Origin of the sequence: Desulfuromonas sp. KJ2020 (assembly GCF_024197615.1) — a bacterium.
In the GTDB taxonomy this organism is placed as follows: Bacteria; Desulfobacterota; Desulfuromonadia; order Desulfuromonadales; family SZUA-540; genus SZUA-540.
On sequence record NZ_JAKUKE010000003.1, the window covers coordinates 342,610 to 365,225 of the forward strand.

General features: G+C 54.4%; 26 protein-coding genes and 1 tRNA gene. 26 read left to right on the forward strand and 1 reads right to left on the reverse strand.

The window, feature by feature from the left end; translation table 11 throughout:
• The first annotated feature begins 31 nt into the window (after positions 1 to 31).
• From pilM to MJO47_RS10000, 17 genes are all read left to right on the forward strand, one after another.
• A complete protein-coding gene (pilM, locus tag MJO47_RS09920) occupies positions 32 to 1,090 on the forward strand; it encodes a type IV pilus biogenesis protein PilM (RefSeq protein ID WP_253960966.1) in 1,059 nt (352 codons plus the stop codon).
• A complete protein-coding gene (locus MJO47_RS09925) occupies positions 1,087 to 1,650 on the forward strand; it encodes a PilN domain-containing protein (protein WP_253960967.1) in 564 nt (187 codons plus the stop codon). Before pilM ends, MJO47_RS09925 begins: the two co-directional genes overlap by 4 nt.
• 12 nt (positions 1,651 to 1,662) lie before the next feature.
• Positions 1,663 to 2,256 carry a type 4a pilus biogenesis protein PilO gene (locus MJO47_RS09930; RefSeq protein ID WP_253960968.1) on the forward strand — a complete coding sequence of 198 codons (594 nt, stop codon included), beginning with the start codon at positions 1,663 to 1,665 and terminating at the stop codon, positions 2,254 to 2,256.
• Positions 2,256 to 2,786, forward strand: a complete 531-nt coding sequence (locus MJO47_RS09935; protein ID WP_253960969.1) for a pilus assembly protein PilP — start codon at positions 2,256 to 2,258, stop codon at positions 2,784 to 2,786. Before MJO47_RS09930 ends, MJO47_RS09935 begins: the two co-directional genes overlap by 1 nt.
• A 4-nt stretch (positions 2,787 to 2,790) precedes the next feature.
• Positions 2,791 to 5,412, forward strand: coding sequence for a type IV pilus secretin family protein (gene pilQ, locus MJO47_RS09940; RefSeq protein WP_253960970.1), 2,622 nt, complete (start codon positions 2,791 to 2,793; stop codon positions 5,410 to 5,412).
• 93 nt (positions 5,413 to 5,505) lie between these two features.
• The gene (locus tag MJO47_RS09945) at positions 5,506 to 6,051 is read left to right on the forward strand and encodes a shikimate kinase (RefSeq protein ID WP_253960971.1); all 546 of its coding nucleotides are present in this window, start codon (positions 5,506 to 5,508) and stop codon (positions 6,049 to 6,051) included.
• On the forward strand, positions 6,041 to 7,138 hold the full coding sequence (gene aroB / locus MJO47_RS09950) for a 3-dehydroquinate synthase (RefSeq protein WP_371926693.1): 1,098 nt from the start codon (positions 6,041 to 6,043) through the stop codon (positions 7,136 to 7,138). The genes MJO47_RS09945 and aroB overlap by 11 nt, the downstream gene beginning before the upstream one ends.
• A 9-nt stretch (positions 7,139 to 7,147) precedes the next feature.
• Positions 7,148 to 7,975 carry a lipopolysaccharide assembly protein LapB gene (locus MJO47_RS09955; RefSeq protein ID WP_253960973.1) on the forward strand — a complete coding sequence of 276 codons (828 nt, stop codon included), beginning with the start codon at positions 7,148 to 7,150 and terminating at the stop codon, positions 7,973 to 7,975.
• Positions 7,965 to 8,324: a roadblock/LC7 domain-containing protein gene (locus MJO47_RS09960; RefSeq protein ID WP_253960974.1), complete on the forward strand. Its 360-nt coding sequence runs from the start codon at positions 7,965 to 7,967 to the stop codon at positions 8,322 to 8,324. The genes MJO47_RS09955 and MJO47_RS09960 overlap by 11 nt, the downstream gene beginning before the upstream one ends.
• Before the next feature lie 9 nt (positions 8,325 to 8,333).
• Positions 8,334 to 8,768 carry a type II 3-dehydroquinate dehydratase gene (gene aroQ / locus MJO47_RS09965; protein ID WP_253960975.1) on the forward strand — a complete coding sequence of 145 codons (435 nt, stop codon included), beginning with the start codon at positions 8,334 to 8,336 and terminating at the stop codon, positions 8,766 to 8,768.
• A 26-nt stretch (positions 8,769 to 8,794) separates the two neighbouring features.
• Positions 8,795 to 9,868, forward strand: coding sequence for an aminopeptidase P family protein (locus tag MJO47_RS09970; RefSeq protein ID WP_253960976.1), 1,074 nt, complete (start codon positions 8,795 to 8,797; stop codon positions 9,866 to 9,868).
• An 84-nt stretch (positions 9,869 to 9,952) separates the two neighbouring features.
• Entirely contained in the window at positions 9,953 to 10,444 is a 492-nt protein-coding gene (gene accB / locus MJO47_RS09975; RefSeq protein ID WP_253960977.1) for an acetyl-CoA carboxylase biotin carboxyl carrier protein, read from the forward strand.
• Between the two features lie 86 nt (positions 10,445 to 10,530).
• Positions 10,531 to 11,868 (forward strand): acetyl-CoA carboxylase biotin carboxylase subunit, encoded by a 1,338-nt coding sequence (gene accC, locus MJO47_RS09980; protein WP_253960978.1) that lies wholly within the window; start codon positions 10,531 to 10,533, stop codon positions 11,866 to 11,868.
• A gap of 53 nt (positions 11,869 to 11,921) precedes the next feature.
• Positions 11,922 to 12,773, forward strand: coding sequence for a lipoate--protein ligase family protein (locus MJO47_RS09985; protein ID WP_253960979.1), 852 nt, complete (start codon positions 11,922 to 11,924; stop codon positions 12,771 to 12,773).
• Positions 12,774 to 12,812: 39 nt separating this feature from the next.
• A complete protein-coding gene (locus tag MJO47_RS09990; RefSeq protein WP_253960980.1) occupies positions 12,813 to 13,214 on the forward strand; it encodes a hypothetical protein in 402 nt (133 codons plus the stop codon).
• On the forward strand, positions 13,211 to 14,713 hold the full coding sequence (locus MJO47_RS09995; RefSeq protein WP_253960981.1) for a TolC family protein: 1,503 nt from the start codon (positions 13,211 to 13,213) through the stop codon (positions 14,711 to 14,713). The genes MJO47_RS09990 and MJO47_RS09995 overlap by 4 nt, the downstream gene beginning before the upstream one ends.
• On the forward strand, positions 14,710 to 15,540 hold the full coding sequence (locus MJO47_RS10000) for a menaquinone biosynthetic enzyme MqnA/MqnD family protein (RefSeq protein ID WP_253960982.1): 831 nt from the start codon (positions 14,710 to 14,712) through the stop codon (positions 15,538 to 15,540). Before MJO47_RS09995 ends, MJO47_RS10000 begins: the two co-directional genes overlap by 4 nt.
• 6 nt (positions 15,541 to 15,546) lie before the next feature.
• Here MJO47_RS10000 and MJO47_RS10005 read toward each other — a convergent pair whose 3' ends face one another.
• Positions 15,547 to 15,987 carry an NUDIX domain-containing protein gene (locus MJO47_RS10005; RefSeq protein ID WP_371926663.1) on the reverse strand — a complete coding sequence of 147 codons (441 nt, stop codon included), beginning with the start codon at positions 15,985 to 15,987 and terminating at the stop codon, positions 15,547 to 15,549.
• A 92-nt stretch (positions 15,988 to 16,079) separates the two neighbouring features.
• Here MJO47_RS10005 and MJO47_RS10010 point away from each other — a divergent pair.
• The 9 genes from MJO47_RS10010 to MJO47_RS15645 all read left to right on the forward strand — a co-directional run bounded on the left by MJO47_RS10010 (position 16,080) and on the right by MJO47_RS15645 (position 22,503).
• Positions 16,080 to 16,166, forward strand: a tRNA-Leu gene (locus MJO47_RS10010).
• Positions 16,167 to 16,342: 176 nt separating this feature from the next.
• Positions 16,343 to 17,599: an integrase arm-type DNA-binding domain-containing protein gene (locus MJO47_RS10015; RefSeq protein WP_253960983.1), complete on the forward strand. Its 1,257-nt coding sequence runs from the start codon at positions 16,343 to 16,345 to the stop codon at positions 17,597 to 17,599.
• 61 nt (positions 17,600 to 17,660) lie between these two features.
• Positions 17,661 to 18,191: a hypothetical protein gene (locus MJO47_RS10020; protein ID WP_253960984.1), complete on the forward strand. Its 531-nt coding sequence runs from the start codon at positions 17,661 to 17,663 to the stop codon at positions 18,189 to 18,191.
• 69 nt (positions 18,192 to 18,260) lie between these two features.
• Positions 18,261 to 18,482 carry an AlpA family transcriptional regulator gene (locus tag MJO47_RS10025; RefSeq protein WP_253960985.1) on the forward strand — a complete coding sequence of 74 codons (222 nt, stop codon included), beginning with the start codon at positions 18,261 to 18,263 and terminating at the stop codon, positions 18,480 to 18,482.
• 11 nt (positions 18,483 to 18,493) lie between these two features.
• The gene (locus MJO47_RS10030) at positions 18,494 to 18,694 is read left to right on the forward strand and encodes a hypothetical protein (protein ID WP_253960986.1); all 201 of its coding nucleotides are present in this window, start codon (positions 18,494 to 18,496) and stop codon (positions 18,692 to 18,694) included.
• A complete protein-coding gene (locus tag MJO47_RS10035; RefSeq protein ID WP_253960987.1) occupies positions 18,695 to 19,450 on the forward strand; it encodes a hypothetical protein in 756 nt (251 codons plus the stop codon).
• 341 nt (positions 19,451 to 19,791) lie between these two features.
• Entirely contained in the window at positions 19,792 to 21,279 is a 1,488-nt protein-coding gene (locus MJO47_RS10040; protein ID WP_253960988.1) for a bifunctional DNA primase/helicase, read from the forward strand.
• Positions 21,280 to 21,717: 438 nt separating this feature from the next.
• The gene (locus MJO47_RS10045) at positions 21,718 to 22,083 is read left to right on the forward strand and encodes a hypothetical protein (protein WP_253960989.1); all 366 of its coding nucleotides are present in this window, start codon (positions 21,718 to 21,720) and stop codon (positions 22,081 to 22,083) included.
• Between the two features lie 267 nt (positions 22,084 to 22,350).
• Complete coding sequence (locus MJO47_RS15645; RefSeq protein ID WP_371926664.1) at positions 22,351 to 22,503, forward strand: terminase small subunit; 153 nt, start codon at positions 22,351 to 22,353, stop codon at positions 22,501 to 22,503.
• The last annotated feature ends 113 nt before the right edge of the window (positions 22,504 to 22,616 follow it).

Genomic DNA, 22,616 nt, shown 5'->3' on the forward strand with positions numbered 1-22,616 from the left:
AGTCAATCAACCTTTTTGCGAGGATGAATTCATGTTGTTCAAGTCGAATAAGGATTTGATCGGTGTCGATATCGGCTCCAGTGCTGTTAAGCTGGTGCAGTTGCGGGAGTCCAAGGGGAGGTATCATCTCGTGACTTTTGGCATGACCGAATTGCCTAACGAGGTCATTGTCGACAACGCCATTATGGATTCCGCCGCCTTGGCGGATGCCATTCGCGGTCTGGTGGAAAGCCTCAAGATCAAGACAAAAAATGTCGCTACTTCGGTGTCTGGCCATTCGGTCATCATCCGCAAGATACAACTGCCTCTTATGACCGAAGATGAACTGGAGGCTTCGATTCAATGGGAGGCTGAGCAGTATATCCCCTTTGAGGTATCCGAGGTGAATCTTGATTTTCATATCCTGGGGCCCGATGCGAACGATCCCTCGGTGATGAATGTTACCCTGGTGGCGGCCAAGAAGGATATGGTCAACGACTATGTCGCGGTCTTCAACGAGTGCGGCTTGACGCCGGTTGTCATGGATGTCGACTGCTTTGCGCTCGAGAATGCTTTTGAGTCTTGTCTAGGGTTTGAAGATGAAGAAGTGGTAGCCCTCATCAACATGGGGGCCAGCGCTATGAATGTCAATATTCTCAAGGCCGGGAACACGGTTTTTACCAGGGATGTTCAGGTCGGTGGCAATATGGTCAACGACGAAATTCAAAAACGCCTTGGTCTCAATAGTGAAGATAGTGAGCGGGCGAAGCATGGCGAAGAGGTTGAAGGCGCAGATTCCGAATCCGTTCAGGAAATCGTGGCGTCTGCGACGGAAAGCCTGGCCCAGGAAGTACAGCGCTCTCTCGACTTCTTCTCGGCGACGTCAGCTGATGAAAAAGTTCACAAAGTTTTTATAACCGGCGGGGTCTCTCAAACGCCTGGCGTTAAGGGGATGCTGGAAAAACGGCTGGGTATTCCCGTGGAAGTGTTTAATCCTTTTGAATTGATGGGTGTCGATAGCAAGGAATTTGACCCTGAATACATCCAGAATGTCGGCCCGATGTTTACTGTAGGGGTTGGCCTGGCGATGAGGAGGGCGGGGGATAAATGATACGGATCAATCTATTACCCGTAAAAGCGACCAGGAAGAAGGAGATAGTCAAGGGGCAGTTAGCTGTACTTGGTGTGACCCTTCTCATAGCGCTGTTGGTCTGTGGTGGGCTTTACATGAGTTTGTCCTCAAAGATCAGTGATGAAAAGGCCCTCATTGCTCAAAAAGAGGCGGAGATTGCTTCGCTAAAAAAGAAAATAGGCGAGGTGGCACAGTTTAAGAAGCGCCAGCAGGAACTTCGAGAAAAGCTTGACATTCTGGATAAGCTCAGTGCCGGGAAAACCGGGCCGGTTCGGCTTCTTGATGAACTGAGTCTGGCTATTCCCGACAAAATGTGGGTTGTTAGCTATTCGGAATCAAACGGTAATATTGTTATGAGCGGGGTCAGTCTCACGGAAGAAACTGTGGCGCAGTTTATGCGAAAGCTCGAAACCTCTGATTACTATCAAAATGTAGAGCTGAGGGTCGTAGAGCAGACTCGCAACAAGGATAATGTCCTCCACAAGTTTGAGATCTCCTGCAGAGCACAGACGCCTGCCAAACAATCTGCCGCGAAATGAGGTGCATTGACCATGAATCCTCGTGTTGAAAAACTTCTGAAGCTCCCTCTCTATCAGAGAATTCTTATCTTGGTAGGACTTGTGGCGGTCGTTGTCGCCCTTTTTGTCTACTTGCTCTATCTGCCTAAACAGGAAGAGCTACGCAGTTTGCAGGAAAAGAGTGAAACCCTCGAATCTAAACTGCAGGAAGATCGCCGCATTGCCAATAACCTTCCCAAATTCAAGGCCGAATTTGAAAAAATGTCCGAACAGCTACAGGCGGCCTTAACGCAACTGCCTAATCAGAAAGAGATCCCCAGCCTCCTTTCGAGTATCGCATCTCTGGCCAACGACCAGGGTTTGGAAGTCCTTCGGTTTAAGCCTGGGAAGGAAGTCTCACGTGGTTTTTATGCAGATGTTCCGGTAGAATTGAAGCTTGTAGGTTCTTTTCACCAGGTAGCCTCCTTTTTTTATGAGGTTGGCCAGTTGCCTCGAATTGTCAATATTGGAAATGTGAAACTTTCAAGCGGTAAAGGGGAGCTTCTGTCGGTCGATTGTATGGCGACGACATTTAGGTTTGTAGAACAGCCTCCAGCGGAATCTGCTAAAAAGAAGAGGAAGAAATAATGATACGCAGACTCTTTTTTCCATTGCTGACAATTTTGCTGGCCGTGGGTCTGCTCAGCGGGTGCGGCGCTGACAACGACACGACCAAACCTTCCCCGAAGCAGAAAAAAACTGTCGCTAAGACGCCGGTAAAACCCAAGGAGGCGACTGCTCCTGAAGAGGAAGTCAAGGAAGCTCCCCAGTATGTCTACACGGCGGAGGGGAAGCGGGACCCCTTTAAGGCCATTGTTCAGGTCCAAAGGGTTTCCTTGGAAGCCCCTGAGCAATTGACCCCCCTGCAGAAATTTGACCTGGCTCAACTCAAGTTGATCGGGATTATTCTAGGCAAGGGTGATCCGGTGGCCATGGTGATCGCACCGGATCAGAAGTCCTATATCCTGAAAAAAGGGATAAAGGTAGGGCGTAACGGTGGAGTGGTTACCTCGGTGGAAAAAGATGCCGTTTTGGTCCGCGAGACCTATCTTGATATGATGGGCAAGGAACAGCAAAGCTTTCAGAAAATCCAACTTCCGCAGCGGGAAGGAGTCTAGCGATATGAAGCGTATGTCATTTGGTGGTTTGTTTTTGGGCAGGGTCAGTTTGCTTGTTGTTCTTGTGTCCACCTTTCTTTTGGCTGGATATGCCGGGGCGGCCGATAGCCCGGCCAAGACCTCGACTAATCGACTGGTCGAGATTCAGGTACAGGAAGCCGATGGCCTGCCGGTGGTAGGGTTGGTGACGGAAAAGCCTGTCGAATACCGTTATACGGTTTACGAGTCTTTCGACCCGGTCCGGGTGGTCATCGACTTCCCCGGCATGGATGTGTCGGCGGTCTCTGCGCTGACTGCCGTCAATCAGTCCCCTCTGCAGGAAATTAAAGCCTCTACCACCGAGCTTCCTTCGGGCAAGCTGGGGCGTGTTGAGTTGGTTCTGTCCAAGCCCTCGGCCTATGATGTGTCGCTGGTCAAAGAGCGATTTACTCTGACGTTCCGTGGCGCGGCCGAGTCGAAGCCGGTTGTTGCCGCCGCTACCGCCATGGCGCCTGCTCCTGTCGTTAAAAAGGCCGTTGAATCCGCAAAGCCTGCTCCTGTGGCAGGCAAGATGGTTTCCGCCGTGGACGTAACCCCCGGGAAGGCTGTTTTCAGCCAGACATCGGGTGAGCCTTCCTTCAAATACTTCACACTTAATTCGCCATCCCGCCTGGTTGTCGATCTTCTGGGGGTGAAGCCTGCCTTTACGGAGAAGTCCTTCACGGCCCAGAATGGATTTGACAAGATAAGGGTTGGCACCTATCCGGACAAGACGCGTTTCGTCTTTGATGCATCCAGCGCTGCGCTGCCGGATTTTGCCGTCAATAGCGATCAGGACAAGGTATTGGTTACCTGGACGGCGGGTGAGCAGACTCAGAAAGATAGCCCCGCTCCCGTTGTTGCCGCGACTTCGGCACCAGCACCGGTTGTCGAGGCTGCTTCAAGTGCTGTTGATGTCGAGGCCTTGGATTTTAGTGCAGAAAATGGTCAGTCCGTCTTCACCGTCAGCCTTTCCCGTGCTGCTACCGTCGGCAAACCATTGCAAAAAGGAAATATCGTCTCCTTCGATGTCAAAAATGCCTATATCAGCCGCAGTCTGCGTCGCGTTTTTGACGCTTCCGCCTTTCCTAGTGCCGTTAAGCTCATTACGCCTTACACCGTACAGGAAGAGGCCAGCCAGACCGTGCGTTTCGCCGTTGAACTCAAAGGTTCCGTTCCCTATGAGCTGAAGACTGACGGCAGGGAGGTTCGGTTTGTTGTGCAGGATGGCAGCTATGCTGAAGCAGCTCCCTCACCTCTGGAAACCGTGAGCCTCGCGGTGCCTGCCCAGGAGCAAGCCCCCGTGGTTACAGCGGTAGCCGCCCCGGTTGAAAACGATTCAGCAATGGTCCAGGATTCCGCCGTACCAGAGGAGAGCCCAACGACTCTGAGCCCCGTCGTCAAGCCTCAGTATACGGGGGAGAAGGTCACCCTGGTTTTTGATGATGCCGACATCCGCAAGATTCTGCAGTTGATCGCCGAGGTCAGCAACCAGAACATCATTGTCGCGGAAGAGGTCAAGGGCAATATCAGTCTGCGCCTTATCGATGTACCCTGGGACCAGGCTCTGGATCTCGTCCTTGAAATCAAGGAATTAGGCATGATTCAGGAAGGTAACGTCGTCCGCGTTCTGCCCAAGGCGAAAATCCGCTCCATGGATGAAGCCAAGCTGACTGCTGCCCGCACCAAGGAACAGCTGGAAGATCTGGTGACGGAAGTGATCAGCGTCAGTTACACCGACCTGAAAAATGTCTCAGCTCCCGCTCGTGAATTGCTTACTGAAAGAGGGAAAATTACTGAAGATGCCCGCAACAAGCAGATTATCGTCAGTGACATCGCCTCGCGTATCGCCGAAGTGAGAAAACTGGTCAAGATTCTCGATACGCCGGAGAAACAGGTCATGATCGAGGCCCGGATTGTCGAGGCCAACTCCAATTTCGGGCGCGACCTGGGTATCAATTGGGGAATCACGTACACGGGGGATGGCGATCCCTACCTGGATCCGACCCTTGGCGGACTGGCCGGCGGCGGCAGCTTCTTGCTCCCTTCCACTGTCGGAACACCTGGCCTGGGTGGTAGCCTCCGGTTCGGCAATATCGGTATCGATTCCACTATTCTTGATCTGCGTCTGGCAGCCTCTGAGACACGGGGGCAGAGCAAGGTTATCTCCAAGCCGCGGGTAACGACGCTTAACGGTGAGGAAGCCACCATCTCTCAGGGAACACAGATACCTTACCAGTCCGTTGGCGATGCGGGAACCCGAACCGAGTTTGTTGATGCAACACTCGAATTGGAAGTAAAGCCGATCATCAATCCGGACAATACGGTGATTCTGGAAATCAAGGCCTCCAACAACACGCCGACGACGGTGGCCGGAGCGACTGCTCCTGCTATCGATAAAAAAGAGGCGGAGACCAAACTGCTTCTCAAGGACGGCGAGACGACTGTACTCGGCGGGATTTTCGTCGAAAATGAATCTTACAGCTCGCAAGGGGTGCCGATTCTCATGCATATCCCGGTGCTTGGCCATCTGTTCAAGTCGACGAACAAGTCCAATGACCGTCGCGAACTGCTGGTCTTTATTACGCCGCGGATTATTTCCGAATAAATACGTATTCTTTCAGTTGAAGCAAAAAAAGGACAGGGTGACCTGTCCTTTTTTGTATAGAACGCTGGCCAGGAAGTGAAACCGTAAAAGATCATGACAAAAAACCGTGCATCCTCTGAAAAACCTGACCATCTTGTTCTTGTCGGCTTTATGGGGGCAGGAAAAACTACCGTAGGGCGGGTGTTGGCTGCCTTGACCGGACGAGAGTTTGTCGACCTGGATCACTCGATTGAAGAAAAAGCCAAAACATCGATCAAAAACATATTTGCGGTTCAGGGCGAAGAGTACTTCAGGGTACTCGAAAGTGAAGCCCTGGAGGCGATGTTGAAAAGAACGCATTGTGTTGTGGCGACCGGTGGCGGTATAGTGGGGCGCGCCAAAAACTGGGAGGTGATGCGTCGCTTGGGGGCGGTCATCTATCTTGAAAATGACTGGGAAACCATTGTTTCCAGAATTGCCGATTGCCCTGACCGTCCCCTGGTTACCGGCAAGGACCTCGAAAACGTCCGGGCTCTTTTTGCACAAAGACAGCCGTTGTACGAACAAGCCGACCTTCGGGTGGCAGTCAAGAATCAAAAGCCATCTGAAGTAGCCCTCAGCATCGTCGAGATGCTCTCAAGGGAGAAACATCGTGCCTGAAAGAATTGTCGTTGGTCTTGGGGAGCGGAGCTACCCGATCTGGATTGGTCTGGGAATTCTCGACCAATTGGGTGTGGCTCTGGCCGCGGCTTCCTTCCCCCGGAAAGTTGCTGTTGTCAGCAATCCGACCGTCTATGCATTGTACGGGCAGCGCATTGAGGAGATTCTGACAGCCCATAAGTTCTCATCCACCGCGATTCTTATTGGCGATGGGGAAGAATTTAAGAATTTCTCTTCGTTGCAGCAAATCTATGATGCACTTATCGAAAAGGGATTCGACCGTTCCTCGGGACTGCTGGCGCTTGGAGGCGGAGTCATCGGGGATATTACCGGTTTTGCGGCTGCCACATACCTCCGGGGGATCCCTTTCGTGCAGGTTCCAACCACCCTGCTATCCCAGGTCGACAGCTCTGTCGGTGGGAAAACAGCGATCAATCACCCTCTGGGCAAAAATCTGATCGGGGCTTTCTATCAGCCTGTCCACGTTCATATTGACGTGGAAACTCTGGGCTCCTTACCAGAACGTGAATTCTCCGCCGGCCTGGCCGAGGTGGTTAAATACGGCGTCATCCGGGATGACACGTTTTTTGAATGGCTTTGCGCTCACAGAGACAGGCTCTTAAACCAAGACCCTTCGGCGCTCATTCACGCTGTAAAGAGGTCTTGCCAAATCAAGGCGGATGTTGTAGAAGTTGATGAAAAAGAAAGCACCTTAAGGGCTATACTTAATTTTGGACACACGTTCGGACACGCGGTCGAGACGCTGACAGGGTATGGCACCTATCGCCATGGAGAGGCGGTTTCGATCGGAATGGTATTCGCGTCCGAGATTGCCATGTCTCTCGGGCTCTGCACCCGTCAGGACGTGCAGGCCATCAAAAACCTGTTGGTTGGCTTCAGGCTGCCAGTCTCCTTCCCAGCGTTTTCAATTGAACAATATCTTCAGGCCATGGGACGGGACAAGAAAGTCAAGCAGGGGGTTCTGCGCATGGTGCTCAACAAGGGGATAGGGGATTGTCTGGTTAGAGATGTTCCCGACCCGGAGGCCCTTTTCGCCCCTCTTTTGAATAACTTGTCAGAAGGTTAGGTATCGCGCATGTCAAACAGCTCTCCCGCCTCCACCCTTCTTGGAAAAATAGCAACCTATACCGAAATTCTGTCTCGCGACCCGAAGTCCACGGTCTTTGTGCCCTTGGCCGATGCGTACCGCAGCATGGGAATGCTCGATGATGCGCTCGATATTGCTCTGCAGGGTACTCTTTCGCAACCCTTGTATCCGGCCGGGTTTCTTGCCCTGGGGCGTATTCAGGTAGAGAAGGGACACTTGGGCGATGCGCGGCAATCTTTTGAAAAAGCTTTGGCCATCGAATCTGAAAACATGGAGGCGATCAACGAGCTCGTCCGAACCTGCCGGCTCCTAGGAGAAGAAAATCTGGCCCTGCGTTGGCAGCAAAAAGCCGCCTCCCTGGTTACAGAGGATGAGGACGTAAAAGGGGAGGAGGCTAATCGAGCCGCCATCGAGCCTTCGCCGGTGGTGTCCTCCGGAGCCGCCGAAAATGCGGCTGATAGGGGAGTGGAACCGATCACCACCGCCACCATCGCCGAAATTTATATTCGGCAGGGATTTTTGCAACGGGCTCTGAAGGTCTATCGTGACCTGCTACGGGCAGACCCCCAGAATACGGTTGTCAAACAGAAGCTCACCGATCTGCAACAACGCATTCTGGAGACTGAAGGGGGCACTGCCGAAAAGGCTGTCCTGACGCCGCCTTTGAAAGATGCGTCGCTTACCCATGCCGTTCCGCCCGAGGTGGAGAATCTTATATCACCCCCATCGGCCGAGCCTTCGCGGCGTCCCGATTTGCTTGCGGTCTTAAACGGCTGGCTGGAATCGATTCACAGGAGGAAAATGGATGTTCGCTGAGATGCTGCAGGGAATCGTGGAGAAGACTCCTGGCGGCGTAGGCGCCGTCCTGATGGGCTATGACGGCATCGCCATCGACCAGTATTTTCTACCCATTGAAGATGTCGACCTGCAGCTGGTTTCCGTGGAATATGCCAATATCCTGAAAGAAATCCGCAAGACGATTGAGGTGCTTGGTACGGGGGCCATGGAAGAAGTGGTTATCAGGACTTCCCAGTTTTATGTCATTTTGCGCTCTGTTGGGCAGGATTATTTTGTGGCGCTGACGGTAGGGTCTGATGGCAACTTTGGCAAAGGGCGCTACCTCCTTATGAAAGAGACGCCCAGATTTCTGGAAGCTCTTCAATAAAGGCCCTTTATGACCTTTCTTGTATTGCACGGCCCCAATCTCAATCTTCTCGGTTCCCGCGAACCGGAAGTGTACGGTCATGAGACCCTTGAAGATATCAATCGACAACTGACCGATCTCGGGCGGGAGCTGGGCGTTAACCTCGTTTTCTTTCAGTCCAATCACGAAGGGGCTCTTATCGATCGCATTCACGCCGCCCGGACCGAAGGGATAGCCGGGATGGTCATCAACCCCGGGGGGCTGACCCATACCAGTGTCGCTCTTCGTGATGCCATTGCGGCAGTGGCGATCCCAACAGTGGAGGTTCATCTCTCCAATGTCCATGCGCGAGAGGAATTCAGGCGGCATTCGTATGTGGCCCCTGTCGTTCTCGGGCAGATCGCCGGCTTAGGGGCCTTTGGCTACCAGTTGGCTGTTCGCGGACTTTTAGCGAGACTGAAATAGATAGTTATTGAGGGTAAAAGCCCATTATGGTACAAGACAGAACCGCCTCCGCTCAGACTATTTTGGCGGGATACAAGCTGGATGCCCTGCTTTTTACCGGGGCAGCCAATGTTCGCTATCACTCGGGCTTTACCGGGTCGGACGGTGTTTTGGTCCTCACCCGCGAAAAAACCTGTTTCCTTACCGATTCTCGTTATACCTCTCAGGCCCGGCAGCAGGTTGTGGCGAAGGAGGTGAGAGAATACCGGCTCAAGGCAGATGGTGTGACATCCTTTCTTGCATCCGAAGGATGCCGCCGGGTTGGTTTTGAGGCAGAGGCGATGACCTGCGCTGAACTCCAGCGCCTGAAGGAAAGCAACCCTGCCCTGGAATGGATTCCTCTCGGGAAGGAACTTCGAGACCTGCGGGCGACCAAAAAGGATGACGAAGTAGTTTTCATTGAAAAAGCCGCCACTATTGCCGCTGAGGCTTTTTTTGAGATACAGCCCCAGATAAAGCCGGGCGTTTCCGAAAGGGATGTCGCCCTGGCCTTGGAATTTGCTATGCGACGCCTGGGAGGGGAGGATCGATCCTTTGACCTGATCGTCGCTTCCGGCCTTCGTGGGGCATTGCCCCATGGAGTCGCTTCGGATAAGGTGATTGCCGAAGGGGATCTCGTTACCATCGATTTTGGCACCCGCCTTAACGGCTACCATTCCGATGAGACGGTCACGCTGGCTGTCGGTGAGGTGTCGTCCGAGCTGCGAGACATTTACGATATTGTCCTGGAGGCCCATGACAGGGCCATGCAGCTGGTGCGTCCGGGGGTACGGCTTCAAGATGTCGACGCGGCGGCGCGAGGGCATATTCAGGCCCATGGTTATGGGGATTGTTTCGGGCACGGCTTAGGGCACGGCGTCGGCCTGCAGGTTCATGAGGCACCAACGCTGTCGTCGCGAAGTGATGACGTGGCGGTGGAAGGCATGGTATTTACCATCGAACCGGGCATATATCTGCCCGGAACAGGCGGTGTTCGCATTGAGGATATGGTGCTGGTGACCAGGGATGGCTACCGCACCCTGACCAAAATACCCAAAGGCTATACTGTTCTGCCCTGCTGAGAGGGGTGGGGCATATCAATTGTACAGAGGGTGGGCTTTCTTGAGCCATTCCGTTGTTTCACGAAAGATAACAGGAGGATATAAATGGATATCAAAGATCTTAAAACACTGATCAAGATGGTCACGGAAACGGATATCACCGAATTTGAAATGGAGAACACGGAAGAAAAGATTTCCATCCGCCGTGGCAAGACCCAGGAGATCGTTCATGTGACCGCTCCGGCTCAAATGGCTGCGCCGGCCATGGCGGCTGCGCCTGTCATGCAGGCTCCAGCCGCCCCCGCCCCGGCGGCTGCGCCGGCAGCCCCGGCGGCTGGACCGGCCCTCGGTGAGCGGCAGGAGATCATCAACTCTCCCATCGTCGGTACCTTCTACCGGGCGCCGTCCCCGGAATCGGCGGCGTATGTCGAGGTCGGCTCCGTAGTCGAAAAAGGACAGGTCTTCTGCATTGTGGAAGCCATGAAGCTGATGAACGAGATCGAGGCAGACTTTAAATGCAAGGTCATCGAAATTCTCAAAGAGAACGCTCAGCCTGTGGAATTCGGAGACCCTCTCTTTGTGGTCGAGAAGCTCTAATTTTCGACAGAGCACTCCAAGGGCGGCCGCCTTTCGTTGGCTGACTCTTTCGAATTATCGAAGCATTTATAGGAGTAGATGAATCCATGTTTCACAAGGTCCTGATCGCTAACCGCGGAGAGATCGCCCTGCGCATCATCCGCGCCTGCAAGGAAATGGGGATCAAAACCGTTGCGGTCCATTCGACGGCTGACCACGAGGCCCTGCACGTCAAAATGGCCGACGAGAGTATCTGCATCGGTCCGGCGCCGAGCTCGGAAAGCTATCTGAACATGCAGGCCATTATCAGCGCCGCCGAGGTCACCGATGCCGAGGCCATTCATCCCGGCTATGGCTTTTTGTCGGAAAACGCTGAGTTTGCTGAAATCTGTGCCAACTGCGGCATCACCTTCATCGGACCCACCCCCGAAAACATGCGGCGCATGGGGGATAAAATCCGGGCGCGGCAGACTGTGACCGAGGCCGGCGTCCCCATTCTGCCTGGCACCAAAGAGGGCGTCTTTTCCGTTGAAGAAGCCAAGCGCATTGCCGATGAGATCGGTTACCCGGTTATCATCAAGGCGACCGCCGGTGGTGGTGGTCGCGGCATGAAGGTGGTGCATTCGCCGGCTTCTTTGGGCAATGCCTTCGCGGCGGCCCGTTCCGAGGCCCAGGCCGGATTTGGCAATCCTGATGTTTACATCGAAAAGTTCTGTGAAAAGCCGCGCCACGTGGAAATCCAGATTCTGGCCGACAAACACGGCAACGTGATTCACCTTGGCGAGCGGGACTGCTCGATCCAGCGTCGTCACCAGAAACTGGTCGAAGAGGCGCCCTGCCCGGTGCTGAACCCCGACGTCCGCAAAAGGATGGGGGAGTGTGCCGTAGCCGCAGCCAAGGCTGTTAACTACACCAGTGTCGGCACCATGGAATTTCTCCTGGATCAGGATGGCAGCTTCTACTTCATGGAGATGAATACCCGCGTTCAGGTGGAACATCCCGTCACTGAGATGATCACGGGCATCGACATCATCAAAGAGCAGATACGGTCGGCGTATGGGCTTCCTCTGCGTTACAAACAATCGGATGTGAAGATCCACGGTCATGCCATCGAATGCCGGATCAACGCGGAAGATCCCGTGAAATTCACACCCTCTCCCGGCAAGATCGATGGGTATCATACCCCCGGCGGGCTTGGTGTACGGGTGGACAGCGCCGTTTATGACAAGTACACGGTCCTTCCTCACTACGATTCCATGATTGCCAAACTCATCGTCCATGCGGATACGCGTGAAGAAGCCATTAAGCGCATGTCACGGGCCCTGGATGAATATATTATCGAGGGCATTCGTACTTCCATCTCCTTGCATCAACGCATCATGGCGAACAAGGATTTCATGGAAGGCAAGGTTGATACAGGTTTTATGGAACGACTGTTCTTCTAGTAGATGGAAAAAGTCAGGGGTCTTCCTGGCTTTTTCTCTTTGGGGGTAGGTGTTTGGTTTCGTGGCGGCTTCTGCAGACCGGGCCACTATCCGGCTCGCTCAATATGGCTCTGGATGAGTCTCTGTGGGAAGCCGTTCGGTGTGGCCAGTCGCCACCTGTACTGAGGCTCTATCGTTGGCAGCCGCCCACAGTGAGTCTGGGATACGCCCAGAAAACCCATCAGGCCGTCAACTTGTCAGCCTGTGCGGAACTGGGGATTCAGGTCGTGCGGCGCATGACAGGCGGCAGGGCGGTGCTGCATGATCAGGAGGTAACCTATTCGGTCATTTCTCCCGATCGCACGAGTCTTTTTCCGGCGGGACTACTATCCAGCTATCGAATTATCGCTGATATCGTCGGGCAGACCCTTAGGTCTTGCGGACTCGATGTGCAGTTGGCCCCCGGACAGTTTAGCGAAAAAACACCGAGGACAGCACCTGAGAGCGCCTGCTTTACCGCTGTATCTCATTATGAGTTGACCTGTCGGGGGTGTAAAATTGCCGGGAGCGCGCAGAAACGAGGGGACGGTGTTTTTCTCCAGCACGGCTCCATCCCCGTCGATCTCGACCTGGAGATGCTCTATCGGGTGCTGACTCCAGGGGCGGTCGACTGTAAAGGCCAGGGAGTGTCCGCCTACGGCCAGAAGATTGGCTGGGTCAACCGCTGGCTTGATCATCCTGTCACTGTTGATATGCTGGAGCTAAAGCTGATAGAGACCTTTATCCGAAGCCTCGGAATTAGCCTGGTGCCGGATCAGGTAACCGCAGCCGAGTGGACGCTGGCCCAACAGCTGGCCTGCACCCGGTACCTAAACCCGAATTGGACTTTCAAGGATTCACGTCAACCTTGCCAGAGTGGTTGTTGAGCACCTACTAGAAATAGTCCTTGCCGAAAGGAGACCATAATGAAACGTGTGTGGCTGTCTATTTTTGTCCTTCTGGGCGCCTTGGTCCTGTTGGGTATGGGAGGCGGTCCGCAGGGTTCGGTCCCCGAGCCTGACGAAAATCATGCTGTCAGTCTGCTGGATCGCAGCGGCACCAATACGGCGATATCCCAGTTTTCCATGGATGGAAACACCTACTTCGAAGGTTGGTTGGGGGACGGCAAGGTGACAGTGTTCTTCCGGAACGTTAAATCCATCGAATTTGGTGAGATCAGCGGGGAAGATGTCCAGGCCAGCCTGGCCCTGAAATCGGGAGAAACACTCCAGGTTGTCAGCCGCAAAAGGGCCATGTTTTATGGAAAAACCTCTTACGGAAACTACCAGATTCGCGCCAGCGACATCGCTCGCATTAAATTTCAATGAAATGGTTTTGGGTTATTCTGATAGCACTGGCCGTTTTACCAGGGGATGTTTGGGCCGCGCCCTCCCGTTCTCTTGACCTGGCGCAGGCACAACGTCTTGCCATCGAACGCAATCTCGATCTCAAGGCCCAGCAGTTGCAGCACCGGGCCAGCCGCGCCCTGGAGCTGAAAGGGTTCGGCCTATATGATCCCCGGGCCGAGCTGTCCTACACCGAAGGGCAGGGGCAGGAGCCCCTCAACCTGTTCTATACCCCTTCGTTCAGGGGGGCGGAAAGCCGCTACCGGCAGCTGTCCTTTTCCCTATTACAGAAGCTTCCCACGGGTGCCGATGTTGGGCTGATTTATACTTCCCGCCGCCAGGACGACGAGCCGGCGGGCGCCATCAACCCGGCCTTTACCGGCGAGGCAGCTCTGACCCTGCGCCAGCCACTCCTGAAAAACTTCGGGCTGTTGCCTACCGAACAGGCCATTATCTTGGCGGCCAGGGAGCGGGAAACCTCCTTGACGGATCTGCTGCTGAAGGCCTCTCACCTGGTAGCCCAGGTTCGGGATACATATTTCCAGGCCCTGGGGGTACGCGAAACCCTGCACACGCGCGAAACCTCTGTCGCGCTGGCCCGCCGAATTCTGGCCGAGAATAAGGCCCGTGTTGAGGCCGAAGTTCTGCCGCAACATGAAATTCTTGAAGCCGAGGTTGGCCTCAATGTGCGTGAAAGAGAACTGCTGGAGGCACAACAGGCCTATCGCGATGCCCTGGATGAACTGGCGGTTCTGGTAGCAGCTGATGCTTCTCCCGAATTGGCGGAAACACCTCTGTCGGTCCCTGCCTTGGCCGTTGATGAAGAGGAGGGATATCGGCAGGCCTTGCGCCGGCGCCCGGAAATACAACGCCACCTTCGGCAACTTGAGAAGCTTGAATTGGAACATACCCTGGCCAAAAATCAGCAACTTCCCGCTGTCGACCTGGTGGCCAGCTACGGATACAAAAGCCTGGGAGATAGTTTCGCTGACAGCCACGATGAGATGGCCTCGGGAGATTTCGAAAACTGGGAAGTGGGCTTGGCGCTTTCTTATCCTCTCGGCAATCGCGCCGCCCGCTACGAAGCTCACCGAAGCGCTCTGCTGCGTAAAAGCCAGGCAGCTCTGCTTGCCCAAAAGAAGCAGGAAGTTCGCCGTGAGATTCGTCAAGCTGCTCGCACCCTGGAGGTCAGTCGGAAAAAAATTGAGGTCACCGAACTCGGCAAGGCTCTGGCCGAGGAAAAGCTGAGTATCCTGCTCAAACGCCAGGAAGTTGGGCTGGCCACCACCCGTGACGTTCTGGAAGGAGAAGAAGACCTTTCGCTGGCCCATACCGAGCACACCCTTGCCCTGGTCGACTACAACCAAAGCGTGACAGAGTACCTGCGGGTTACCGGGATGCTCCTCGAAAGTCAGGGCATCTACGTATCGGCCGTAGAGGATCCTCTCGCCCCTGCGCCTGTTTTGCGAATGCAACCATGACAGTATTGAATATCGGCCATATCCACTATATTAACTGCGTCCCGTTTTTTCACTTTTTGCCCGCAACGCTGGAAGGCCATGCCGTCCGCATCGTGCAAGGTGTCCCCTCCCGTCTCAATGCCATGCTTCACGATGGCGATATCGACGTCAGCCCCTCCTCTTCGTTCGAATATGCCCGCAACTGGCGTCAGTACCTCCTTTTGCCGGAACATTCCATCAGCTGCTTCGGCGATGTCCAAAGTGTCCTGCTTTTTTCCACCAGAGATCTGGAAGACCTGAAAGAGGAGGTGTTTTACCTGACAGGAGAATCCGCCACCTCGATCAATCTCCTTCAGGTTCTCCTGCGAGAATACCTGGGGTGCGAAAATTTCCGCAGCACCGTGCCTGATCGCCCCGTTGAAGAGCTGATCGCCGAGGGAAAGACCGCGCTCCTGATCGGCGACCGGGCGTTGCGGGCTGCCCGCAACCGTATCGAAGGGCAGCAGATCTACGATCTGGGTGGCTTGTGGAAGCGTTTCACCGGATTGCCGTTTGTTTTCGCGCTGTGGATTTTGCGTCGCGACGCGGCAGAAAAAAAGGGGGAAGCCCTGCGCGCCCTCCGGCGCCAACTGGCGCAATCTCGCGAGCAGGCCATGGAAAACCTAGGTGAGGTGGCGGCGGAAACCCCCGAAAAAGAGTGGATGGGGGAAGAGGGGCTGGTGGACTACTGGCAGTGCATGTCCTATGATCTAGGCGAAGAGCACCTTCGTGGCGTGCGGCACTTTTTCCATCTCTGCGCCAAATATGGTCTGCTCCCTGAAGAGCCCGAAATCCATTTTTTTGCCTAGGTGATATTACCTCTGCCTGTCCTCGTAGTCCTGCAAGATCTTGGCGTGATCGAAGCACAAAGGCTGAGGAAGATTATCCCAATCAAACCAGTGTGCTTCGGCGGCATCGTCGCCGCTGGCCAGCCAGCCCTCTTCCCTGGCCGAAAAGACAAAAGAGATGGTGTGCTGACGCGGATCCCGCGCGGGATCCGAATAGGCGCCGAACTGGGTTAACTCAGACAGGTTTAGCCCCGTTTCTTCCTGGGCCTCCCGCACCGCCGCTTCTTCCAGTGTTTCGCCATAATCGACAAATCCCCCCGGCAACGCCCAACCCAGTGGCGGGTTTTCGCGTTTGATCAGGACGATCGCGTTGCCACGGCGAATAATGATATCCACGGTGGGAACAGGGTTGCGATAGACGGTGACGGCCTCCCCGCACCGGGGACAATTGAGCGTTTTGTTATTCACACGGTCTCCTTTTAAAGTTGATCAATGCCCGCAACATACCATGTTTTCGGTTGACACTTCCCGGTCAAATTGATTAGTTTTAGCGCTGCATTGCCCGGGTGGCGGAACTGGCAGACGCAAGGGACTTAAAATCCCTCGGCCTTATGGCTGTACGGGTTCGATTCCCGTCCCGGGCACCAATTAGGAATCCAATACAAGTTAGGTAAGTCCAGGAGGCCCGCTAAAATAGCGGGTCTTTCTGTTTTTATCGTCCAGTAATATCTGTTGTTGTCCATTGACATACCCCGTTCTTGGGGGTATATGTTGGGGTACGTAGTCCCTATTGCTGTTTTGCCTACCCCCAAAGGAGGCTGTTATGGCGAAGCAAGTAACCCCGCTTAGTGATACCCAGGTCAGGCAGGCCAAGGCTTCTGAAAAACCAACCAAGCTGTTTGACGGCGGTGGACTCTTCCTTCTTATCACTCCCCCGGCCAAAAATACAAAGGCCAAACCCTCCAAAATATGGCGTTTTAAGTATCGGTTTAACGGCAAGGAAAAACAAATTTCCTTTGGTGCTTACCCTGACTTGTCCCTTGCAGATGCCAGAGAAAAAAGAGCTTGGGCTAGAGGGCTTGTTGCTGCCGGAGTAGACCCTTCCCTGGCTAAAAAAAGTGAAAGAGAAGAGGCTGCGGCCCGCCAAGCTAACACCTTTAAGCGATTAGCCGAAGAGTGGTATAGCAAGCAAAGTACCTTGGCTGAAAAGACAAGGTTAATGCTTTGGCGGAGGTTAGAAGTCGATGTTTTCCCTGTTATAGGGAATACCCCAAACGCAGAACTTACCCCTAAAATGGTCCTTGATGGCGTGTTGAGGCCAATTGAAAAAAGAGAGGCGGTTGAGCTTGCTCACAGAACAAAGAGTCTGGTCTCCCGTATTCTTCGTTATGGGGTTGCTTGTGGCTATGTTGAAAGGGATGTGACCGCCGATCTGCGCGGAGCGCTGCAACCGTTTAAACGGAAGCATCTCCCTGCGATTACGGACCCCAAAAAGGTAGGGGGCTTGCTCCGAGCCCTAGAAGGCTTCGATGGTTCTGCAATTGTAAGGACCGCCTTGCTTCTTCATCCTTTGGTGGCAGCACGTCCAGGCGAATTGCGGCACATGGAGTGGAGTGAGATAGATTTTGATGAGGGAACTTGGAATGTCCCCTCTGGCAAGATGAAGATGAAAACTCCCCATCTTGTCCCGTTATCAAAGCAGGCCATAGAGCTTCTTCGAGAGATTCAACCGCTCACAGGGTCGGGCAGATATGTCTTTCACTCTGTCCGTTCAGTGGCGCGACCGATCAGCGATAATACTTTGAATGCCGCGATGCGAAGATTGGGTTTTGAGAAGGACGAAATGACCTCACATGGCTGGCGTGCTGTGTTCCGTACCCTGGCCGCCGAATGTCTGCATGAACGCATCGACTTGATCGAAATGCAGCTGGCGCACCGTGTTGCTGACGCTCTGGGTCGGGCCTATAACCGAACCACGTTTTTGCCCGAGAGACGCACTTTGATGCAACGGTGGGCCGACTACCTGGACTCTTTGAAGCAAAGCACCGAGAACGTGATTCCGTTCGCGAGAAGGGGATGATTTGAGCTTATAAGCGGCCCGGGCGGGCAGAATCTTGAAGGGACGCCGGAGGGGGGCGACTATGATGTTATTGGAAGAGCTCATAAATGCGATCATAAAAGGGTTGCCAGAGGGGGCGACCATAAGGCCGTTGGAAGAGCTGATCAGGGCGATGATCTGCCAACCCGCCAGGAAAGAAATTACTGAAGATGAGTGGCTATTTCTCGCGAACCTCCTAGACAGCATTTCTAGGAAAAAGGGTCGCCCAGCCGGTCTGAAAAAGGAAAGAGCAGACTTCGAGAGGGATGTATTTGAGCAAGTTGTGAAGCTATGCAATGAGCAGAAAGTCTCGAAGAATGCGGCGATGGAGGAACTCGCATGGCCGAATCCAGACACGTCCTTCGAATTTGACTATGAGGCAATAAAGAAAATCGTAAGTAGAGTGAAAAAACGAGACAAGGAATGGGGAATTTCAATCGAATCAGAACGAAAAAGGTTACGTAATAGCCTGGAAAACAGGCTGGAAGAAATCTTTGAAGAGCAACAAGGGAATTCCAGTGCCGTTTGCCCTTACTGTGGAAGCGGCTTGAAAGAGGGTACGGAAAATACCTGATTTTCCGTACACTGACAAGCCATTACAAAAAGACTAGCGTGGCCTCCAAAAAACAAAGGAGGTTACACTATGTCAAACCCTCTCCCCGAGTCCGGCTACGTCCGGCTCCCCCAGATCATCGGCAAGCCCAAAGCAGATCCACCCGTTCCCCCCATCATCCCCGTGAGCAGGTCGGCCTGGTGGGCCGGCGTCAAGTCTGGCCGCTATCCGAAACCCGTTAAGCTCGGACCTCGCACGACGGTCTGGAAGGTCAGCGACATTCGCGAGCTGATTGAGAAAGCCGGAAACTGAGGGGGGCGCCAATGACAACGACACAGGCCAACCCCAACGATCAAGCTGCATCGGCATTCTTCGAAAATTGCAGGCGGCTGCTGGAGTTCGACGACCTCAAAGCCCAGGTACAGCTGCTTGAGGTTGCCCTTGCCGACACAGAAAGGCTGTGGCGCGAGGAGCGGTCCGCTAGACGTGAAGCCGAGCGTCGGCTTGCTGTGAAGGAGGCGTAGATGAATGGGGGCTGGATCAAGTTCTATCGCGCACTCTTGAGCGATCCGGTATGGACGACGGCGACTGCGGACCAGAAGGCCGTATTGGTTGCCATTCTCCTGTCGGCAAGCCATGAGTCCCGGCAATGGGCCTGGGAGGGGCGGAAGTTCGAGATCCAGCCGGGCCAGTTCGTGACCTCACTTTCTTCCCTGGCGAGCAAAGCCGGCGTCTCCGTCAAGTCTGTCAGGTCAGCAATCGCACGTTTTGAAAAATTGAATTTTCTGGCAAACAAGTCGGCAAAGACGGGTCGCATTATTTCTGTAATAAACTGGCGTAGTTACCAAGGTAGTGCCGAGGAACCAGGCAACGAGGTCGGCAACGACCAGGCAAAGACCGGGCAACTATCAAGAAGTAAAGAAGGTAAGAAGGAAAAGAATATCCTTCCCGACGCCCTCCGGTTGTCGGGTCGCCTGGCGGAACTGATCTTTGCCAACAATCCGAACAACAAGCTTCTCGGGCCTGAGCGGAAAGAGGGGAGCGTTGAACGCTGGTCGGATGACATCGACAAGATGCTCCGCCTCGACAAGCGATCCCAGGAAGAGGTTGAGGCCGTCATTGAGTGGTGCCAGGCTGATACGTTCTGGCGCTGCAATATCCTGAGCGGGGTCAAGCTGCGGGAGAAGTTCGACACGCTCCTACTGCAAATGCAGCGTGATGGCGAAAAGAACCGGGGCGGGGTGGTTGCCATTGCGACAGCCGGACGGAGGGTTTTCTGATGGACGCTGGACAGATTGCCCGCAGACTCGCTGAACGCGCCGAAGATGTGGCTGCCTATCTTCTCCCGGGTGGCACACGGCAAGGTCGTGAATGGTGCGTCGGAAGTGTGGGCGGTGAATCCGGGAGATCTCTCAAAGTTTGTATCTCTGGAGGCAAGGCCGGTGTATGGAGTGACTTTGCAACAGGCGAAGGCGGTGACCTGCTTGACCTTTGGCGTTCTGTGCGCTCTGTTTCCTTCCCTGAGGCCATCGTGGAGGCAAAAGCATACTTGGGCATATCTGAGCCAGAGAAAACGCCTCAGAGTGTAAAAACCTACCGAAGACCCGAGAAGCCGAAAGGTTTGACCAAGCCTCAGTCCAGGGTGAAGGAATATCTCCTAAGTCGTGGCCTCACCGATAAGAGCCTTACCGCCTATCAGGTGGCCGAGGTGCCAGAGGTCGGCCCTTGGAAGAACTGGAAGAAGCAACAGCCCTGGAGAGGCCCGTGGATCGTCTTCCCCTACCTGCGAGAGAAAGAACTGGTCTTCACCAAATACCTGCACCTGGAGCGCCGGGACGGCAAGAAGCAGACCGTTGTCGAATCCGGTTGTGAGCCGATCCTCTACGGGATGCAGGTCATCCCCGAGAATCAACGATTCCTCGCCATCACGGAAGGGGAGATTGACGCCCTGAGCCTCTTCGAATATGGGATGCCTGCCGTGTCGGTCCCGTTCGGTGGTGGCACTGGCGAAAAACAGGCGTGGATTGACTGCTGTTACGAATGGTTGGAGCGATTCAGTGAGATTTTCTTGGTCATGGACGCCGACGCAGAAGGGCAGGCAGCGGCCAAGGAGATTGCCCGCCGGCTGGGTTTGCACCGCTGCAAGGTGGTCACGTTGCCGAAAAAGGATGCTAACGAGTGCTTACAGGCTGGCATTCCGAAGGAAGAGGTCCTGCTATGTTTCCAGAAGGCTGGAACCTTCGACCCGGAAGAACTGAAACCGGCCCAGGCTTACATCGATGGCGTTATCAACCGCTTTCATCCTTCTGGTGGCCAGCGTCCGGGAATTGATCTTCCGTGGGAGAAGACAAAGGGCAGGCTTCGACTCTATGACGGTGAGGTCTCCATTTGGACCGGTATCAATGGCCACGGCAAGAGCCTGTTGCTTGGGCAGGTCATGATGGGGGCGGCTAAGCAGAATGCCCCTTGCTGCATCGCCTCGATGGAGATGCACCCAGAAAAGACCCTCGGGCGCATGGTGCAACAGTGGACCAAAATCCCCAATCCTTCGCCGGATATGATCCGCACGTCCATGGAGATTTTAAACGGCTCGGTCTGGATTTTCGACCTGACGGGGACAGCCAAGCGCGAGCGGCTGTTAGAGGTCTTCCGCTTTGCCTTTCATCGCTACGGGGTGAAGCAGTTCGTCATCGACAGCCTGAGCAAGTGCGGCATCGGAGAGGACGATTACAACGGCCAGAAGGCATTCATCGACACCCTAGGGGACTTTGCCAAAAGTACCGGCACCCACGTTCACCTGGTGGCCCATGCGCGCAAGGGGGGCGACGAATTCAGCCCACCGGGAAAGATGGACGTGAAGGGGACCGGGGCACTGACAGACATGGTGGACAATGTTCTGGTGGTTCATCGCAACAAAGCCAAGGAGCGGGATCTGGCCATTCTCGACAACGGGGGCAGTGTCCGCGGCAAGACGCGGGATGACATTCAACGGGAATATGACGCCTTTATGTGCTGCGACAAACACCGTGAGGACGGCGCCGAAGCTGAAGGGATGTTTGGCTTTTACTTTGACCGCAAGGCCCAGCTTTTTGTGGAGAGACAACCGTGAACTTTTCTGACTTTATCCAAAAGGAATGCCCTTCGCTGGTTCCGGCAACCTTACCGCACGGGCTCGCTATGTCGGAATTGGAAGCCGAGTTTGGACAGGATCCTCAATGGGAAAAGATTAAAGCAGATCCTCGATGGCATTCGCACCTGGCCCAGACCATTCACTTTCGGCGCTTGCGGCGGAAGGGGATTGCACCCCCGTCCTATACGGCGAGCAGGGAGTGCTCTGGGTGTGGTCCCGTCCTGCTGGAGCCGTGGACACCGGAGAAGGTGGAGGGCTGCCCCTGGTGCCTGAACCGGGCCAAGGGATTACCCATTCCGCGGCAGGGGGTGGCTCATGGGTAGGGCTGAACGAAACAAGGGCGCACGGGGTGAGCGGGAGGCCACACCCCGAGTTGCCCGGCAGTCGTGCCACCCCAAACAAAATAAGGACGCGAGTATGGATCAAGTTGAATCCTTTGACGATGCTGATTACACCGACGCTGACACTGTGCGGATTGTCAAGAAACACCTGATCTGCCCACGCTGCGGAGCGAAAACAAGAGCATATGAGGTGGCCGAAGGGGCCCGAGGGGTTCGGAAGCTGTGCGGAAACTGCAGGAGAATGGACCCTGACGGGATAGGTTTTGAGTCGGAGTTGCGTCAAAACACAATCAAGAAATCGACGCCACGGGCGCGAGCCTTTTATTGTTCCATCCCAACCGATCAGGCGATTGTCTGCTGCACAAAGACGATGTTGGCGGAAGTCAACGCGGCCGGATTTGTTGGGGTGTTGGCGCCCCCCATAAAGAAGGAAGAGGATTGAAACCATGTGCCCATTCGGGAGAGCTTTTGACGCGAAACACCCCTCATGCCGGTCTTGCCAGGACCAAGCCATCGTCTGTAAGCAGCGACGAATCAAGAAAGCGAAATCGAATGTCGTGGCAGGGTCGGCAAGGATCGACGACCGCAAGGCATGGGTAATTGTCGGACGGGACACTCCGAGCCTCAACACCTGGACACGGAAATATGCCGGGATCAAGAGAGCGTGTCGGTAGGGGGAACGAATTGTTCCCCCCTGTAACCTCAGAGTGTGGCGGCAATCAGAGCCGGATACAGCGAAAGGACGGCAGCGCAGCAGGGCGCGAGGTTGTTAAGAAAAGTTAAGGTCAAAGAGGTCATAGACAAGGGCATGCCATCAAGGGCGATTCCATTTGGGGTCGTCCTTTGTTCATTCTGTTCCTGACACCCCCTCCAAATACTATTTCTAGGGTTTTTCCTGATACCATTTGTGTTTTCAGTATGGTAGCTTTTGAAATTAGTATTAATCCTTTTCAACCCTTCTGCATTTTTCATAAA

Excerpts from the sequence above, each read along its gene's own strand:
- MJO47_RS10030 (WP_253960986.1), top strand. The coding sequence starts at position 18,494 with ATGACAACGACACAGGCCAACCCCAACGATCAAGCTGCATCGGCATTC.
- MJO47_RS09955 (WP_253960973.1), top strand. The coding sequence starts at position 7,148 with ATGTCAAACAGCTCTCCCGCCTCCACCCTTCTTGGAAAAATAGCAACC.
- MJO47_RS09990 (WP_253960980.1), top strand. The coding sequence starts at position 12,813 with ATGAAACGTGTGTGGCTGTCTATTTTTGTCCTTCTGGGCGCCTTGGTC.
- MJO47_RS09945 (WP_253960971.1), top strand. The coding sequence starts at position 5,506 with ATGACAAAAAACCGTGCATCCTCTGAAAAACCTGACCATCTTGTTCTT.
- MJO47_RS10020 (WP_253960984.1), top strand. The coding sequence starts at position 17,661 with ATGATGTTATTGGAAGAGCTCATAAATGCGATCATAAAAGGGTTGCCA.
- MJO47_RS09995 (WP_253960981.1), top strand. The coding sequence starts at position 13,211 with ATGAAATGGTTTTGGGTTATTCTGATAGCACTGGCCGTTTTACCAGGG.
- pilM (WP_253960966.1), top strand. The coding sequence starts at position 32 with ATGTTGTTCAAGTCGAATAAGGATTTGATCGGTGTCGATATCGGCTCC.
- MJO47_RS10000 (WP_253960982.1), top strand. The coding sequence starts at position 14,710 with ATGACAGTATTGAATATCGGCCATATCCACTATATTAACTGCGTCCCG.
- MJO47_RS10045 (WP_253960989.1), top strand. The coding sequence starts at position 21,718 with ATGGATCAAGTTGAATCCTTTGACGATGCTGATTACACCGACGCTGAC.
- MJO47_RS10035 (WP_253960987.1), top strand. The coding sequence starts at position 18,695 with ATGAATGGGGGCTGGATCAAGTTCTATCGCGCACTCTTGAGCGATCCG.
- MJO47_RS09970 (WP_253960976.1), top strand. The coding sequence starts at position 8,795 with ATGGTACAAGACAGAACCGCCTCCGCTCAGACTATTTTGGCGGGATAC.
- accC (WP_253960978.1), top strand. The coding sequence starts at position 10,531 with ATGTTTCACAAGGTCCTGATCGCTAACCGCGGAGAGATCGCCCTGCGC.
- MJO47_RS10025 (WP_253960985.1), top strand. The coding sequence starts at position 18,261 with ATGTCAAACCCTCTCCCCGAGTCCGGCTACGTCCGGCTCCCCCAGATC.
- pilQ (WP_253960970.1), top strand. The coding sequence starts at position 2,791 with ATGAAGCGTATGTCATTTGGTGGTTTGTTTTTGGGCAGGGTCAGTTTG.
- MJO47_RS09930 (WP_253960968.1), top strand. The coding sequence starts at position 1,663 with ATGAATCCTCGTGTTGAAAAACTTCTGAAGCTCCCTCTCTATCAGAGA.
- MJO47_RS09935 (WP_253960969.1), top strand. The coding sequence starts at position 2,256 with ATGATACGCAGACTCTTTTTTCCATTGCTGACAATTTTGCTGGCCGTG.
- MJO47_RS10015 (WP_253960983.1), top strand. The coding sequence starts at position 16,343 with ATGGCGAAGCAAGTAACCCCGCTTAGTGATACCCAGGTCAGGCAGGCC.
- aroQ (WP_253960975.1), top strand. The coding sequence starts at position 8,334 with ATGACCTTTCTTGTATTGCACGGCCCCAATCTCAATCTTCTCGGTTCC.
- MJO47_RS09925 (WP_253960967.1), top strand. The coding sequence starts at position 1,087 with ATGATACGGATCAATCTATTACCCGTAAAAGCGACCAGGAAGAAGGAG.
- MJO47_RS09960 (WP_253960974.1), top strand. The coding sequence starts at position 7,965 with ATGTTCGCTGAGATGCTGCAGGGAATCGTGGAGAAGACTCCTGGCGGC.
- accB (WP_253960977.1), top strand. The coding sequence starts at position 9,953 with ATGGATATCAAAGATCTTAAAACACTGATCAAGATGGTCACGGAAACG.